The 16858-nt window shown below is 36.7% G+C and carries 17 protein-coding genes; all 17 read right to left on the reverse strand.

The window, feature by feature from the left end; all coding sequences use genetic code 11:
* Window positions 1-55: 55 nt before the first annotated feature.
* A complete protein-coding gene (locus TP70_RS11495) occupies window positions 56-1945 on the reverse strand; it encodes a vWA domain-containing protein (protein WP_044361758.1) in 1890 nt (629 codons plus the stop codon).
* A 12-nt stretch (window positions 1946-1957) separates the two neighbouring features.
* A complete protein-coding gene (locus tag TP70_RS11500; RefSeq protein ID WP_044361759.1) occupies window positions 1958-2755 on the reverse strand; it encodes an ATP-binding protein in 798 nt (265 codons plus the stop codon).
* Between the two features lie 185 nt (window positions 2756-2940).
* Complete coding sequence (locus TP70_RS11505) at window positions 2941-3156, reverse strand: DUF6501 family protein (protein WP_044361760.1); 216 nt, start codon at window positions 3154-3156, stop codon at window positions 2941-2943.
* A gap of 157 nt (window positions 3157-3313) precedes the next feature.
* A complete protein-coding gene (locus tag TP70_RS11510; protein WP_240626972.1) occupies window positions 3314-3556 on the reverse strand; it encodes a hypothetical protein in 243 nt (80 codons plus the stop codon).
* A 342-nt stretch (window positions 3557-3898) separates the two neighbouring features.
* The gene (gene sucB / locus TP70_RS11515) at window positions 3899-5128 is read right to left on the reverse strand and encodes a dihydrolipoyllysine-residue succinyltransferase (RefSeq protein WP_044361761.1); all 1230 of its coding nucleotides are present in this window, start codon (window positions 5126-5128) and stop codon (window positions 3899-3901) included.
* A 13-nt stretch (window positions 5129-5141) separates the two neighbouring features.
* Window positions 5142-7931, reverse strand: coding sequence for a 2-oxoglutarate dehydrogenase E1 component (locus TP70_RS11520; RefSeq protein WP_044361762.1), 2790 nt, complete (start codon window positions 7929-7931; stop codon window positions 5142-5144).
* Window positions 7932-8020: 89 nt separating this feature from the next.
* Complete coding sequence (locus tag TP70_RS11525; protein WP_044361763.1) at window positions 8021-9394, reverse strand: HAMP domain-containing sensor histidine kinase; 1374 nt, start codon at window positions 9392-9394, stop codon at window positions 8021-8023.
* Window positions 9391-10068, reverse strand: a complete 678-nt coding sequence (locus TP70_RS11530; protein WP_044361764.1) for a response regulator transcription factor — start codon at window positions 10066-10068, stop codon at window positions 9391-9393. The genes TP70_RS11525 and TP70_RS11530 overlap by 4 nt, the downstream gene beginning before the upstream one ends.
* A gap of 269 nt (window positions 10069-10337) precedes the next feature.
* Window positions 10338-10955 (reverse strand): phosphatase PAP2 family protein, encoded by a 618-nt coding sequence (locus TP70_RS11535; protein WP_044361766.1) that lies wholly within the window; start codon window positions 10953-10955, stop codon window positions 10338-10340.
* An 11-nt stretch (window positions 10956-10966) separates the two neighbouring features.
* Window positions 10967-12037, reverse strand: a complete 1071-nt coding sequence (locus tag TP70_RS11540) for an undecaprenyldiphospho-muramoylpentapeptide beta-N-acetylglucosaminyltransferase (RefSeq protein WP_044361767.1) — start codon at window positions 12035-12037, stop codon at window positions 10967-10969.
* A 15-nt stretch (window positions 12038-12052) separates the two neighbouring features.
* A complete protein-coding gene (locus TP70_RS11545) occupies window positions 12053-12556 on the reverse strand; it encodes a GNAT family N-acetyltransferase (protein WP_044361769.1) in 504 nt (167 codons plus the stop codon).
* Window positions 12557-12562: 6 nt separating this feature from the next.
* Window positions 12563-14008 (reverse strand): S41 family peptidase, encoded by a 1446-nt coding sequence (locus TP70_RS11550; RefSeq protein WP_044361770.1) that lies wholly within the window; start codon window positions 14006-14008, stop codon window positions 12563-12565.
* Between the two features lie 275 nt (window positions 14009-14283).
* Window positions 14284-14505, reverse strand: coding sequence for a YozE family protein (locus TP70_RS11555; protein ID WP_044361772.1), 222 nt, complete (start codon window positions 14503-14505; stop codon window positions 14284-14286).
* Window positions 14505-15008 carry a PTS sugar transporter subunit IIA gene (locus TP70_RS11560; protein ID WP_044361774.1) on the reverse strand — a complete coding sequence of 168 codons (504 nt, stop codon included), beginning with the start codon at window positions 15006-15008 and terminating at the stop codon, window positions 14505-14507. The genes TP70_RS11555 and TP70_RS11560 overlap by 1 nt, the downstream gene beginning before the upstream one ends.
* Before the next feature lie 15 nt (window positions 15009-15023).
* Entirely contained in the window at window positions 15024-15452 is a 429-nt protein-coding gene (msrB, locus tag TP70_RS11565) for a peptide-methionine (R)-S-oxide reductase MsrB (protein ID WP_044361776.1), read from the reverse strand.
* Window positions 15449-15973 carry a peptide-methionine (S)-S-oxide reductase MsrA gene (msrA, locus tag TP70_RS11570; protein WP_044361778.1) on the reverse strand — a complete coding sequence of 175 codons (525 nt, stop codon included), beginning with the start codon at window positions 15971-15973 and terminating at the stop codon, window positions 15449-15451. The genes msrB and msrA overlap by 4 nt, the downstream gene beginning before the upstream one ends.
* Window positions 15974-15995: 22 nt before the next feature.
* Entirely contained in the window at window positions 15996-16844 is an 849-nt protein-coding gene (locus TP70_RS11575) for a DegV family protein (protein ID WP_044361779.1), read from the reverse strand.
* Window positions 16845-16858: the final 14 nt, after the last annotated feature.

The raw sequence follows: 16858 nt of genomic DNA on the forward strand, positions 1-16858 counted from the left end.
AATTATGCAAAAGGTTCTCATAATCTGTGTTTTTACTCCTTTATATTTAAATCGTCTAAAAGGATTTAAGTAATAATTTTTTCAAAAGTGGTGAGAGTTGACTCGGTAAATGTTCGACGCCTTCTACAAAAATCGCAAATGGCCCGTATATGTTATGGATGGTTTGTTCAATTGCTTCTGTAATCGTTTCTTGGCTTAAGAATACATTAAAGACTTCAATGCCCAATTTACGTGACATTTCAACAGCTTCATACGTATCGAGTATCCCTTCTTGTGCATAATTAAATGCAGAAGGTTCGCCATCTGAAAAGACGATCAAGAATTTTTGCTTTTCGGCACGTGTTAACAATCGTTCACTCGCAACACGAATTGCCACTCCATCTCTATTATCATCTTGCGGTGTAAGCGACATAATACGTGGTGCTTCTGCTTGATAAATAGACTGATGATAGTTGATGATTTCGTCGATAATATTTGGCTGGTTATCTTCATCAGAATCGAAAGCGTCTTCGTTAAACGCTAAAATTTCATGGCGGACATTAAGTGCTTTTAATGTTTCGTGGAATAAGACAACGCCTTTAATCGTTTCATCCATTTTGTCGTGCATGCTTGCTGAAGCGTCAATTAGTAATGTAAAAGTCGCATCAAACGTCTGGCTTTGGTCAGCTTTTTTATAAAAGAGCTTGTATTGATCATCAATAAACCAATTAACTAAGTTGCGTTGTAAACGCCCTTTTGTTAAATTCATGCGCATATCTTGGAATTCACGATCAATCGTTTTTTTAATAATTTGTATTAAATCTTTAATTTCGTATTGGACGTCTGTTTGAACTTGACGATAAGACTCAACATATTGTGGCAAAATCGTTGGGACGTTCCATTTGATGCTGACATTTGCATTGATACCGGTAAGCCCTAATAGACTAGAAGATGGCCCTTGACTGCCCCCTTCTTCATTTTCAAGTGTATCTTCGGAACCTTTACCTTTTTTCGATAGCATGTCTGTCATATCATCAGAACTGTCACCTTCACGAGCTGTGTCGTTGTCACTCAATGCTTCGCTACTTTCGCCTTCATGCAATTCTGTTTCTAAATAAGCGCCACCAGCTGTATCTGAATCAGCAGACTTCGAGTCGATTTCTTCAGTTTCGACATCTCCTTGTTCGTCTGTTTGACCGTCTGTCTGTGCCGCATCCATACGTTTGATATCGTCTAAAGTTAAATCTTCTAATGCTTCATATACATGGCGTGGAATGTGATAGTATTCGTTTAACATATCATCTTTAAGCCAATCATCTACTTGGAACATGATACGCTGTGTTAAATACATCGCTTCTTCACTTGAACGAATATTGAAGATGTCTGGTAAATATTGATACATCATTTCTAAAACAGGATTGATTTCTGAATGAATTTCCGGCACTTCAAAAAAGTTCTCTGTTAAAAATGAGCGTTCCAAATTTAAAAACAATAAGTCTGTATACATCGTTTTAGTACGGTAAAAATTAATTTGTGTTTCACAATATTGTAAACGCATTTGGCGGCGTACATTAATCAATTTTGCTGTGCGCGGACGTTCATTTACAATCAGATTTAAAACTCTCATTTCTTCAATTAATTTAAACAATTGACGATACAGTTTTGGATGACGAAAGCCTTCTTCGTTTGAAATGACTTCATTGACGATTTGGGGCGACATATTAAAATAGCTATACGTTGCTAATAAAATATCGGTTTTTAAGCCTGTATGTTCAATATGTTCCGGTCTATGTGACCAGAATGAACTACAAATCACTTCATTGTTAATCGCATCGTAATAAGGAAATTTATGAATTTTTACTTGTGTATTTTCATCTTTTAATAATAAACGTGCAAGGTCTTGTAACATCATGACTTTCATTGCATCAAGTTGTTCATCATTAAATAGGATAAAGCGATCGCTCATTGGTATCACCCTCTAAAAGTTCAGTTCTACAGCATTTTTAACAGCTTGTTGTTCGCGTTCATCTTCCAATTTATCAATAATTGTACGTTGAATGGCACGTTCGATTGGCATAACCGTCGCTAGGTCACTCATATCGATCAATGCACGAATACTTGCAGCCTCTTCAGATAGCTGACCTTGTTGTGTCATTGTACGCATATCTTCGTTAAATTTAATAATTTGATCGATCAACGCATCATCTTGTAATAAACTTTGTGACTTGATGACTTCGTGTAATGTATCGCCATCAATATATTCAACGTTGATAACAACAAAGCGGTTTTTTAACGCTTCATTCATAGGAAGTGTGCCGACATAACCTTCGTTAATCGCAGCAATCACTTTAAAGCCAGGTGCCGCTTTAATCACTTCGCCTGTAAATGGGTTTGTCAGTTGACGACGATAGTCAAGGACACCGTTTAGAATTGGTAATGTTTCAGGTTTTGCCATGTTAATTTCATCAATATATAAAATATGACCTTCTCGCATTGCTTTAATAACAGGGCCGTCAATAAAAACAATTTCTTGATGTCCTTCATCTGACGTTTTAATCGTTTTGAAACCGAGTAGACTTTCAGCGTCTAAATCTACAGAACAGTTAATTTGATGCATTGGGATATTCGTTGTTTCACTTAACGTTTCAGCTAGTCTTGTTTTACCAGATCCTGTAGGTCCTTTAAGTAAAATATTTTTGTTCAAGCTAAATAACTTCTCAGCATCTCCAAATATGGTTTTGTCTGAGTTGATATAACCAGTGTTGATTTGAGTCATGATTCTCACCTTTCTAATACACGTCTATTTTATAATGGAATTTTTAATAAAAACATAAGAAAAAAGCAGATAATACCTAAGTACATCGCTTTTTCATTGCGGCAAAGATAACAAGGTTTGCACGATGTCATGTGCTTTCAAGCCCTTGTTATTGCTTGCCAGTCATTTAATTATGAAAGGACAGATTATACTGTCCCAGGTACTTCTTCAAAATATGTTTTGTAATAGCCACCAACAAGTCCTGAATTATCGATAATTTGATAATATTCTTCAGTTTCATTTACAACATCATATGTTTGACCAATTGTTAACATATCACTGACTGTAAACTTTTTAGCATCTGTATGAAGCACTTTAACTCGTTTGATGGGTGCTTTCTCTTTCCAATTTTCATGTAGCATAACTGTCACCTCTTATAGTAATCCTCATTTATTATGAAATAAAACAACGACTTTGTCCATAAGCTCAGACAATAAAGTTGTGTCATCTAGCGTATCTTGTAGTCTTCAAAACCTATTATAGCTAACTTGAAAATAAAAGTAGCGCATTGTGCTTAAATTATTGAAAAAACACGCCGAACAAAATAAAAATAATGCCTGCGTAAAAATAAAAGGCGCGTTGCTTACGTTCTTGTAAAACATCAAAGCCATATAAGACGATGAGACCTAAGCCGATTGTTTGAAAGACGGGCCAGTAATCGGTCACACCAAACAGGCTTGTTAAAATAAAGATAAAGTTAATTAAAATAATTAATACGCCTAGTGATAAAACAGGAACGAGTAGTTTTTTATTAATTTGCATATGTGAGATCTCCTATTTTTTCATTAACACTAGCGTATCATACATTTGTATTGTGAAAAACCCGGTTATTATAGGAAGTGGAGTTAAATAAGTAACTGTGACATCGATGATAGATGTATGAAGCGACTATGTGTTTTAAGATTAGTTCGAGCGAGGCCTGCAAGAATGCAAGCAATAAAAAAATGTTGGTACTGAAAAAGTGACACCACATCAACATGGTACGCTTTGACATGCCTAGCTGTTTTTGCGCTTTTAATGATTTATCCACCACAGAAGATGGACAGTCAAAGAAAAAAGGAAGCCCCTTTTACAGAGACTTCCCAATAAGTGTGATTCTATCAATTATGATTCAAGTAATAAATCTTCAGGATTTTCAATCAGTTCTTTAATTGTTTTTAAGAATCCAACTGCTTCTTTACCATCAATGATACGGTGGTCATAGCTAAGTGCTAAGTACATCATCGGTCTGTTCTCAATTGTATCTTTGTCGATGGCAATTGGACGTGTGATGATTGAATGCATACCTAGGATGGCTGCTTGGTTACCGTTAATGATTGGTGTTGACATCATTGAACCAAAGATACCGCCATTTGTAATTGTGAATGAGCCATTAATCATATCATCTAATGAAAGTTTGTTGTCACGTGCTTTAGCCGCTAAGTTTGCAATTTCAGCTTCAATTTCAGCGAAGTTTTTCTTATCACAGTCACGCACGTTCGGTACTAACAAGCCACCTGGTGTCGATACAGCAACACCGATGTCGTAGAATTGTTTAGTTACCATATATTCGCCGTCGATTTCTGCATTAACTTCAGGATATTTTTTCAATGCAGCAACTGCTGCTTTTGTGAAGAATGACATGAAACCAAGTTTTGTACCGTTATGGTCTTCCATAAATTTATCTTTTTTGCGTTTACGAAGTTCCATTACGTTTGTCATATCCACTTCATTAAATGTTGTTAACATCGCTGTGTTGTTGCTTACTTCTAATAACTTGCGTGCCGCTGTTTGTTTTCTGCGATTCATTTTTTCACGAATCACTGGTTTTGACGGATTTTGTGGTGCGGCAGGTGCAGCCGGTTTATCAGCTTTTGTTTCAGCTGGTTTTGCGGCTTGTTGTTTACCACGTTCAACATCTTCTTTGCGTACAATATCGCCTGCTTTAGCACTCACTTCAGCTAAGTCAATGCCTTTTTCACGTGCCGCACGACGCGCAGAAGGAGTCGCGTTTACACGTTCGTTTGACGATGGTGTTTCTTCTTTTGAAGGTTTTGCTTCAGCTGCTGGTTCTTCTTTTGCTGCTAGTTTGTCATCTGATGACGCCGCTGTTTTTGCAGCACCTTCTCCAACGATTGCAATTGCTTGTCCCACTTCTACAGTATCGCCAGCTTCGGCAAGTAATTCTTGAATTGTACCTGCTTCTTCAGATACAACTTCAACATTTACTTTGTCCGTTTCAAGTTCTAATAGTGCTTCACCTTTCTCAACGGAATCCCCTACTTGTTTTAACCACTCTGCAATGGTACCTTCCGTAATAGATTCTGCTAATTCTGGAACTTTTACCTCTGCCATTTTGATATGCCCCCTAGATATTTAAGCTATTTTCAATGATTTTATTTTGAACAATTTTATGAATTTCTCCATCGCCTTCAGATGGTGCTGCACGGTGTGGTCTACCTTCATACTCAAGTGTATATTTATCGCCAACAATACGCGTAAGTTGAGGGTAAACAAAGTGCCATGCCCCTTGGTTTTGTGGTTCTTCTTGAACCCATGCTACAGCTTCAAGATTTGGTAATGTTTCAAAGAATTGAAGAATTTCTTCTTCAGGGAATGGATACAATCTTTCTACTGCAACAAGTGCAACTGCTTCATTTGGTTCTTTAGCTAGACGCTCTTTAAGGTCAACGAGCATTTTACCTGATGCAAGAATCACTTTCGTTACTTTTTCAGCATCATGTGTGCCAACTAAAATAGGTTCAAAGCCACCTGAAGTGAACTGATCAATTGGTTGTGCAACTGTTTTATTACGCAATAAGCCTTTCGGTGACATCAGTACAAGAGGTCTCATCGCATCCGTACCTAGACTTGCAGCTTGTGCACGTAATAAGTGGAAGTAGTTGCTTGAACTTGATAAGTTACAAATCGTCATATTATTCTCAGCAGCAAGTTGTAAGAAACGTTCAAGTCGTGCTGAAGAGTGTTCAGGACCTTGACCTTCAAATGAATGTGGTAACAAGAATGTTAAACCAGAACGCTCGCCCCATTTTGCGTTACTTGAGAATACAAAGTTATCAAAGTACATTTGTGCCATGTTAGCGAAGTCACCAAATTGTGCTTCCCAAATATTAAATGACGCTGGATTTTCAACATTGTAGCCATATTCAAAACCAACAACTGCTGATTCAGATAATGGTGAGTTGTGAATATAGAATGATCCTTTTTGATCTGGTACATGTTGTAACGGAATATGCACCTTATCGCTGTTTTGATCATGTAAGACAGCGTGACGATGACTAAATGTACCACGTTCACAGTCTTGACCTGTCATACGAATTGGCGTACCTTCCTGCATCACAGACGCAAAGGCTAATTGTTCAGCGTGTGCCCAATCTACTAAACCATCTTCTTTTTCAAATGGCTGACGTCTTTGTTCTAAAATACGTTGTAACTTACCGAAAATATTAAAGTCTTCAGGATAAGTCAGCATCGCATCATTGATTTCTTTTAGTCTGTCATATGACAATTCTGATGTATTGCTCGCAAGTGGTTCTGCAATATTGTCTGGACGAACCATATCAGCATTGTCATTTTTATTTGTTTTATCAATTTTATCGTGTGCTTGACGCATTTCTTTTTGAACATCATCCATCACAGCTTGCATCGCTTCTTCGCTTAGGATACCCGCATCAACCAATTTTTTACCGTAGATCACTTCAACAGTTTCATGCTTCTTAATGTTTTTATATGGTAGTGGGTTTGTTAACATTGGTTCATCCATTTCGTTATGACCAAAACGACGATAACCAACAATATCAATGACAACATCTTTGTTAAATGCTTTTCTAAATTCCATTGCGATATCAATCGCTTCAATTGTTGCCTCAACATCATCAGCATTGACGTGCATAATTGGGACATCATATCCTTTAGCGACGTCTGTTGCGTACGTTGTTGAACGGCCGTCCGTCGGTTCAGTCGTGAAACCAATACGGTTATTTGTAATTAAATGAATCGTACCACCTGTGCTATAACCTTCTAAGCTACCTAAGTTCATCGTTTCAAAGTTAACACCTTGACCCGGATATGCCGCATCGCCGTGTACAATGATTGGAAGCGCACGATTGAAGTCAGTGTCAAGCTGTCCAGACTGTGCCGCAACGTCTTGAGCTGCTCTCGTACGACCCGTCACAACAGGCGCTACGATTTCTAGATGACTTGGGTTGTTTGCTAAAGTGATGCGTTGTTCAATACCATTTGTTTGGATAGTTTTCACACCGCCGAGATGGTATTTAACATCACTTGTCCAACCTGCTGTCAATTTTAAGCTGCCATCTTCAGGTAAGAATGCCATTGGATCTGTATGCATAAACTCAGAAAGCATCATTTCATATGGCTTTTTCAAAATATGTGTCAGTACATTTAAACGACCACGGTGTGCCATACCGATTTGGATGTTGGCAATGTCGTTTTCTGCTGCACGTTTAATAATTTGTGAAATCATAGGTACAAGTGCATCTACACCTTCAATTGAGAAACGCTTCGCACCTACAAAGTTTTTATGAAGATATTTTTCAAACCCTTCAACGTGTGCAAGTTGTTTGAAAAGATCAACTTTCTCATTATCATTCAAGGTCGCTTTATATGGTGTTTCAATTCTACGTTTTAACCATACACGCTCCTTCGTATTATTAATATGTGTATATTCGAATGCAATAGACCCTTTATATCTCTCTTCCATACGCTGAATTGCTTCATAGGCATTGTCATAAATGTCTTTGAAGTGATCTGAGACAATTTCTGCAGATATGCTCTCAAGCGTTTGTTGGTCTAAGTTAAAATCTTCAATGTTTAACTTTGGAACATTTGTACGTTCTGGTCTATTTACCGGATAGATATCAGCGAGTAAATGTCCGTATTGTCGAATATTGTCAATCAAGCGCATAACACGTTTAATCGTGCTATCCCCCGAGCTTGATTGTGTTGATGTGTTTGAATATGGTGTGTTGTCATTTTTGATTGTGCCGAATAGCACTTGCAAATCTTCAGATACTGAGCTTGGATCTTCTAAAAATTGATCATAAAGTTCTAACATTAATCCTAAGTTCGCTCCAAAATTTACAGGCGCTTCGCTCACCTGTTTATCGTTCTTCATAATCCACCCTCCACTGAAAGAATAAAAACGCTTACAAGTAAATAATAGCATTAAATTGTGAACATTTAAAGGCAAAAAACTAGGATATTTTAATGATGTAGACTTGCATTGAAACTAATCGTAAAAATGGTAAAAGCACCTTCTTCACTATTAACTGTAATATGTCCACCATATAGCTTCACAAGTTTAAGGGCAATTGATAGCCCTAGGCCATTGCCACCTTGTTCACGTGAACGAGATTTATCAACACGGTAGAAGCGGTCAAAAATATGTTCTTGGTCTTCTTTTGGTATCCCCATCCCATGGTCTTTGATTTCGATAAGGACACGGTTATTCACAAACTTCGTCTTAATACATATATTGCGGTTAATTTGATCGTATTTAATCGCATTATCGATAAATATTAATAAAATTTGCTCTAAATGAAAAGCATTCATATTCAGGTAAATAAAATCTTGGTTCGTCTCAAAATTAAACTGATAGTCTGGATGAATTTGTTCTAATGAATGGAGTCGATTTTTAATTTCTAAATTGACGTCTACTTCTTCTGTTTGATATTCAATAGAACGCGGATCATCTTTCGTTAACAACAACAATTCTTCAATAAGCTTCGTAATACGATTCATTTCTTCAATTGAAATTGTGAGTGATTCTTCCAATACAGCCGGATCTTTTTTACCCCAGCGCTGTATGAGATTTAAATGCCCTTGAATAATTTGGAGTGGCGTTCTTAGTTCGTGTGAGGCATCTTCAACAAATTGTCGTTGTTGGTTAAACGAATCTTCTAATTTGACCATCATGCTATTAAAGTTATCAATTAATGCGTCGGTTTCTTCATAATTGGTAGGCACTTCCAATTTTTCTTGGAAACCGTTACGTCTAATTTGCGTCATTTTTTCTGTAATAATATTGATTGGCTTTGTAATTTGAGATGAAAAAGCGTAACTAATCGTTGCCGTTACGAACAAAGCGATTAAACCAAATATTAATGCCAAATATGTTATGAAATTCAATAAGTCATCAAAAACATCTAAAGGATGAATGATTGTTGCGTAGCCTTTAAAAAAGTCTGTGTTGACCGGGTTTGAAACAACGATAAATGAACCATCGCTATTTGTAATAATACCAATATTACGTGATGATGTTTTTTGAAATTCAGGTGTAAATTGAATGTTTGGCGTGTTGGCACTTTCAATAATGTGTTTGCCTTTTTGATCGTATAAAATCGCTTTTTGGTAATTGTTTGTTACAGAGCCAAATTCAAGCGGTGTAATGTCTTTTAATGGTCGTGCGGCTAATAAATGTTTTAATTCATCTGCACTATGCTCTGCTTTTTCAAGTTCATTTTGTTTTAGCAAGCCACCGACTGCATATATGATGAGCAAGCAAAATATAAAAATAGTTAAAAATGTAATGACTGTCGTTACTAAGGTCCATTTTGTTTTTAAAGTTGGCTGTTTCATTGACGAATCACGTACCCAACACCGCGAACGGTCTCAATGATTTTTTCTTTCTGAACTGCTTTTAGTTTATTGCGTAAATATCTGATATACACATCGACAACATTGGTCTCGACTTCAGAGTCATAACCCCAAACATGATTTAAAATCTGTTCACGATGCATGACGTGGTTTTTATTTTCGGCAAGCAGTAATAATAAATCAAATTCTGTCTTTGTTAATTCGATTTTCTGGTCACCGTACGTCACATGGAAGGCATTTTTATCAATGATGATACCACTTACTTCAACGGTATCTTTTGATGCATGCTGTTCATCAGAAGAACGACGAACTAAGGCACGCATTCTAGCGAGTAGTTCTTCAATTTCAAAGGGCTTAACGATATAATCATCGGCACCGTAATCTAGTCCTAGCACTTTATCATAGATTTCGCCTTTTGCTGTAATCATAATAATTGGCGTATCTTTTTGTGTACGCAGGCGTTTACACACCTCTAAGCCATCAATACCGGGTAGCATTAAATCTAACAAAATAATATCAAAGTCTTGTTGTAATGCTGTGTTCAAACCCGATAGACCGTCATTTTTAATCGAGACGTTGTAATTTTCGTGTTTTAATTCGAGTTCAATAAAGCGCGCTAAGTTTTGTTCATCTTCTATTATTAATACATTTTTCATGATGTCACCTCATCTCTAATGATAGGACAAACTAGTTATTTTATAAAGGCAAAAAAAGTTTGTATTTTCTAATTGACAATTATTCTCAATGCGGTATAATGTAATTGAAAATGATTATCAATCCCAACGATCCCCCCACTACAATTCGTTCTTTTGATTGAGTCATTTTCAAGTAATATCCCCTTTTATATGCCCGTATAAAAATTTCGTTGATATTAAACGTAAAATAAAAAGCCGCTGCATACGCTAAGATGCAACGGCTTTTTAAATTATGAAAGTTTCAATGGCTTTTGAAGAATGAGTTGTGTGAGTGTGATAAAAAAGAGACCACCTAGAATCCCTGCCATAATATCTGTAGGGTAATGCACGCCAAGATAAATGCGTGATGCACAGATAAGACCAATCATCACAACACATAAACTACTCATCCACAGTTTTGCTTGTCCTTTAAGAATGCGCAGTGCGATAAAGCATAAACTACCAAAAAATGCTGTAGATCCCATCGCATGCCCACTTGGAAAGCTTAATCCCGAAATATCAATGAGGCGCATAATGTTTGGACGCTCTCTATCAAATATGTGTTTTAAAATGGGATTTGCTAATCCGGATAAAATCATTGTGAGTGCTAAGTATAGTGCTTCCACACGATAGTGATAACGTACTAACAATAATACAGTGAGTAACGTCAAAACAACCATACTTCCAACCTCGCCAATAAATGTTGCAGTTTTAAAGCCGACTGTCGTCCATTGACTTTCACTGGCAAAAATAACGTTATAAATGTTTTGATCAATCCACTGTCCGAGTGATGATTGATGATAAAAACCAATGAGGATAAATATCAATGTACATACAATTAAAAATAAAATCCTTTTCCAATGTGCCATCGTTTACTCCTTTACGCACGTCCATCTTCAATAATTTTATTGAGTAATGCTTCTTTCGTATAACTTTCAGTGAAGTTTTGCATTGCTGAAATATACGTATCACGAGACTGCTCAAGGTTGTGTAATGCGGTACTGATCATACCTGCTGATAATGTTGCTTCATCTAATGTAAGGGCATAGCCTTGTTTGACAAAATAATTCGCATTATCAATTTGGTCTCCACGAGATTGATCTAAGCCTAATGGAATTAACAACATTGGAATGCGCAACGTTAAAAATTCATAAATTGCATTAGAACCTGCACGTGAAATAACTGTATCCGTTATTGCTAACAAGTCAGTAAGTTCATCTGTGACAAATTCATATTGTACATACCCATGTTTTTGAATACTGTCATCTTTTAAACCTTTACCTGTCAAATGAATCACTTGGTAATTCTCTAGCAATGTATCTAATTCTTGGCGAAGACTATCATTGATTTTGGCGCTACCGAGGCTGCCTCCCATGACGAGTAGTGTTTTCTTAGTTGGTTGGAAACCTGTCAATGCGTATCCACGATTTTTATCGCCATTTTTCAAATCTTCACGAATGGTTGCACCGACAAACACCCCTTTATCTTTTGGGACGTGCTTCAATGTATCTTCAAAAGTCGTATAGATTTTTTTAGCGAATTTGATTGCGATTTTATTTGCCAATCCAGGTGTTAAATCCGATTCATGTACAATGACTGGGATATTAAGTGATTTAGCTGCGAGTACCACAGGAACAGAAACAAATCCTCCTTTTGAAAAAATAAGATTTGGTCGTTCACATTTTAAAATTTTGCGTGCATCTAAAATACCTTTCAATACTTTAAAAACGTCTTTTAAATTTTCCATTGAGAGATATCGACGTAGTTTACCACTAGAGATTGGATAATACGGTGTATCTGGCAATTGAGATGTAATCATTTCACGTTCAATGCCATCTTTTGATCCAATGTACATCGTGTCGTACCCTTTTTCAATGGCTGCTGGAATTAAACTTAAGTTTACGGATACGTGGCCGATTGTGCCGCCACCTGTAAATGCAATTTTAACCATAAAGTCCCTCTCATTCTAATTGATTATTTTATAGTATGCGTAAAACGGCTTTCCTTTATCAAAAGGGAAAGTGTTACTTATCATTTCCCCAGTTTTAACAAAATTATGCTTGCTAAATAGTTTTTGTGCACGTTGATTTTGAGAAAATGTGTCCGTAAGTAATGCGTCGTGTTGATGTTGACGAGCATAGAGCAATGCAAAATCCATTAATTTTTGTGCTGTGCCGGGATATTGTGATGATGCGACGAGTCTATGAATGACTAACACATTATCGCGACGAATCGGCCATTCAAGCTGATCGTACCAGCTCGGCGATTCATCGTTAATCACAATAAAACCTTTGATAACATCTTGTTCATCGTCAACAAATAGTGTCTGTTTTGCGATATCTTGTCTAAAATCATCGAGTACTGGATAATGTGCATCCCATTGTGGATTGTTGTCTTGACGCATTAATTCTTTTGCTTCTTCCACTAATACGTAGATTTGTTGTAAATCAGATAAAGTTGCAAGTCGCATCGTTCATCACTCCTTCAGCTTATCTATCGTACGTTTTAACATCGTATCTTCTTCCGATGCTTTTTTAACGAGTTGTTCTGTCATGTTTTGATTGGTTTCTTTATTGAAGATACCATCAACTTCAAGATTATGATCTGTTTGATATAATCGAACGGCATTTTCGAGCGTTGCATCGTAGTCTTCGTTAATGTCACCGACACTGTAACCTAACGCGTCTAAACCAATTTTAACAGACTTAACATAGTTTGAATGGTCGCCTTGTTTAAAGGTTTTGTCAGAAGGAATCACTTTCATATTTTCATATTTTGCACCTTCGACTTTTTCATCAGGCTGAATGCCTTTTCCATGAATGTAATGGCCATCGGGTGTAAGCCACTTCATTTCGGTAAACTTCAACAATGAACCGTCGCTAAATTCACGTGTCGTTTGGACAATACCTTTACCAAATGATTTTTGACCGTAAACTTTAGCTACTTTATGATCTTTTAAAGCACCTGTAAATACTTCGGAAGCACTTGCAGAACCTTCATTAATAAGTATAGAGACATTAAGTTTGTTGACTCCTTTAAGCGGTTCTTGCTCTGTTTGAATGACTTGTCTTTCTTTACCTTTTTCTAATTGGACAACTGTTTGCCCTTGATCAAGGAAAATATTTGCCATGTCAACAGCTTCATCCAGTAAACCACCAGGATTGTTACGCAAGTCGATTAAAATATTTTTAGCCCCTTGTTTTTGTGCTTTTTCAATGGCTGTTCTTAATTCTTTTGCAGTGCCTTCTTGGAATTTATTCACTTTAAACACATGTGTGTTACCATGTTTTTCAGTTTTTACACTGTCCACATGGATTGTATCACGTGTCACTGTGAATTCTTTTAGCTCGCCACCACGTTTAATCGTTAATTTTACATTTGTACCTTTTTTACCACGCACTTTTTTAACAATTTCATTAAGCTGTTTCCCTTTTACTTTTTGTCCATCGACTGCGATCAGCTCATCTTTAGGTTGGATGCCTGCTTTTTCAGCTGGTGCATCTTTGATTGGACTCGCAATATAAATATGTCCGTCTTTTTGTTCCATTTCCGCACCGATACCGACAAAGTCACCGGATACATCTTCGTTGAATGATTTTGTTTCCTCTTTCGTCATATATTCTGTATATGGATCGTTGAGGCTTTTTGTCATGCCTTCGATGGCGTCATCAAGTAACGCATTTTTATCGGTATTTTTATAATAATCTGTTGCGATCACTTCATACACATCGCTTAATTTTTTAGCATTTTCTTCGATCGTTGGATCCGTTGAATGATGCTTCCAATACCACATACCTAAGGTGGATAGTAGCGCTGTAAATACCATGGTTAAAATAATACCAATGACAAAATATTTTAATGGGACATATGTAGGTGTGCTAGCATTTTTAGATGATGATTTTTTCGTGTTAAATGGTTTCATCTTTCAACTCCCTTTTCGTAGTAATACTTTAACTGCTAGACAAAGAAATAGGACGAGACAGAAAGCTCATTAGTACAAAAGCTTTCGTTGTCCCGTCCTGGCATGGGTGTGATGAGAAGTAAAAAGGCTAAAAAACAACTTCACTTCAGACACCTATTGCCATCAACTTAAAATCGGCATAATCATTAAAGGCGACTTTAAGTATGGCGCAGCTTCTTTTAAAACAAGCTATTTGTGATACATCAAGATGGCGACGCACAATGTTCCAAGCAATGTTAGAACTGAAGCCATTCTTGATATTCTTCATAAAGTGCATCGAATACGGATAAAGGCAAAGTGTAATTGCCTTCCGTTTCAATGTAATCAGACAATTGATCGAAGTCAGATTCATATTTAGGAAAATCTAGATCTTCAAATATCATCTCTGCAAATGCACCTTTGTCATCACGTCTACCTCTAACTGTCAAAGCGAATTGGTAAAAAGAGGCATCTTTCATTATTTGACTGTCACGTCTACAACAAGTGATTGTCCTTTTGTTAAGGCTTGTTCTTCATGAATTTGGTGCGTTTCAACATGTTCAGCAGAGTTTGTCATAATCACTGGTGAAATAATTGATTTCGCGTTTTCGTTGATATAGTCTAAGTCAAATGTGACAAGATCATCACCAACAGATACGCGGTCACCACTTTCAACAAGTGTTTCGAAACCTTCACCGTTTAACTGAACAGTATCTAAACCGATGTGTACAAGAACTTCTAAGCCATTGTCAGCTTTAAGACCAATCGCATGTTTTGTTGGGAATACATTATCTACAACACCATCGATTGGTGATACCACTTTACCTTCTGTTGGCTTCACGCCGAAACCATCACCCATCATTTTTTGTGCGAAAACAGGGTCTGGAATATCTTCAACTTTTACATATTCACCTGTCATGGGTGCATAAATTTTAATATCTTTACTTACTTCGTTACCTTTTCCGAATAATTTCTTAAACATCATGTTCACTCCTCTTTATTTGTTAAACATTTGAACGAATTCGCCGTATCCGAGTTGTTCCAATTTTTCATATGGAATAAATTGGATTGCGGCAGAATTGATACAATAACGTAAACCGCCTAATTCTTTTGGACCGTCGTTAAACACGTGTCCTAAATGACTGTTACTACCTTCTGAACGGACTTCTGTTCGTAACATGCCAAAAGATTTATCAACGAGTTCAATAATTTCTTCATCGTTAATCGCTTTTGAAAAACTTGGCCAGCCACAGTCTGATTGAAACTTATCTTCGGACGTAAACAAAGGCTTGCCTGAAAGTTTATCGACATAGATGCCTTTTTCATAGTGATTCCAATACTCATTTTCAAAAGGTGGCTCTGTGCCATCTTGTTGTGTGACAAGATATTCGAGGTCTGTCAATTCTGATTTATCTTTTTTAATCATTGTGTTTCCCCCCAATGTGCTTCAATAAAAGCTTTTCTTCCAGAACCTTTTTGATACTGCTCATAATGCAATGGATTTTTAAGATAATAGTCTTGATGATGTGTTTCAGCAGGATAAAAGTTTTTATAAGGTTCTACGGGTGTAACAATCGGTTTGTTAAAAATACCTTGTGCATCTAAAGTTTTGATTTTATTCAATGCTGTTTGTTGTTGTTCTGTATCGTGATAAAAAATAACAGGACGGTAACTATCGCCTCGATCAAAAAATTGTCCATTCTGATCAGTTGGATCGAATGTTTTAAAATAAATATCTAAAATTGCGTCATATGAGATGATGTCTGGATCATATGTGATTTGTACAGCTTCTACATGACCTGTTGAGTTACTACATACTTGTTCATATGTTGGATTTTTAACCGTACCGCCGCTATAACCTGATACGATGCCTTCGATACCATCATAAGATGTAAATGGTTTAACAAGACACCAAAAACATCCGCCTGCGAGTGTTGCAAGAGCCATAACGATACCTCCTTAATTGGTATTAGTACGTTCCTTCTTTTAATACGATGAGTCCAATGGCACCTGTTCCTGTATGTGTTGAGATAACAGGAGATGTGTGGTTTAATTGGAAACGCCCGACTTCAAATGTTTCATCAAGCTTTTCTTTAAATTTGTGCATGAAACCTTCTGCATCTGCATGAGAAATGCCGACTGCTTCTAGCTTGCCATCACCGACGAACGGTTTAAGGTCGCTTATGATTTGTTTAATACATGCACCTTGTGTACGGACGTTGTGAATCATTTCAAGTTTACCGTCTACGACTTCGCCAATCGGTTTAATTTTCATTAAGTTACCGATAAAGCCTTTTGTTTTACTGATACGGCCACCTTTAATTAATTGATCAAGTTGTCCGATAATAACGAATAACTTAATATTTTTTTGTATCTTTTCAAGTTTTTTCAAAATGTCCTCTGTCGGAATGCCTTCTTCAATCCATTTCGTTAAATATTGTAATTGATATGCCAGTCCCCAAGAAATAGATTTTGAATCAATGACAGTGATTTTACCGTCAACCATTTCACTCGCTTGACGTGCGGTTTGAACGGTACCACTCAGCCCTGATGATAAATGAATGCTGATAATTTCAACGTCATCTTTCATTAATTCTTCATATTTTTCAACGAACTGCCCAAGTGGTGGCTGACTCGTTTTTAAATCATGGTTACCTTCAGCTAAATATTTAGTATATTCCTCTGACGAGATATCAATTTGGTCTTCATATGATTTACCATCAATTGTCACGCTTAATGGAATGACGTGAATATTATGTTCTTCAAAAAATGATGGATCTAAATCAGATGTAGAATCTGTAACAATAATACGTTGCATAGTGTATAGCCTCC

Source organism: Staphylococcus microti, from assembly GCF_000934465.1.
Lineage (GTDB): Bacteria > Bacillota > Bacilli > Staphylococcales > Staphylococcaceae > Staphylococcus > Staphylococcus microti.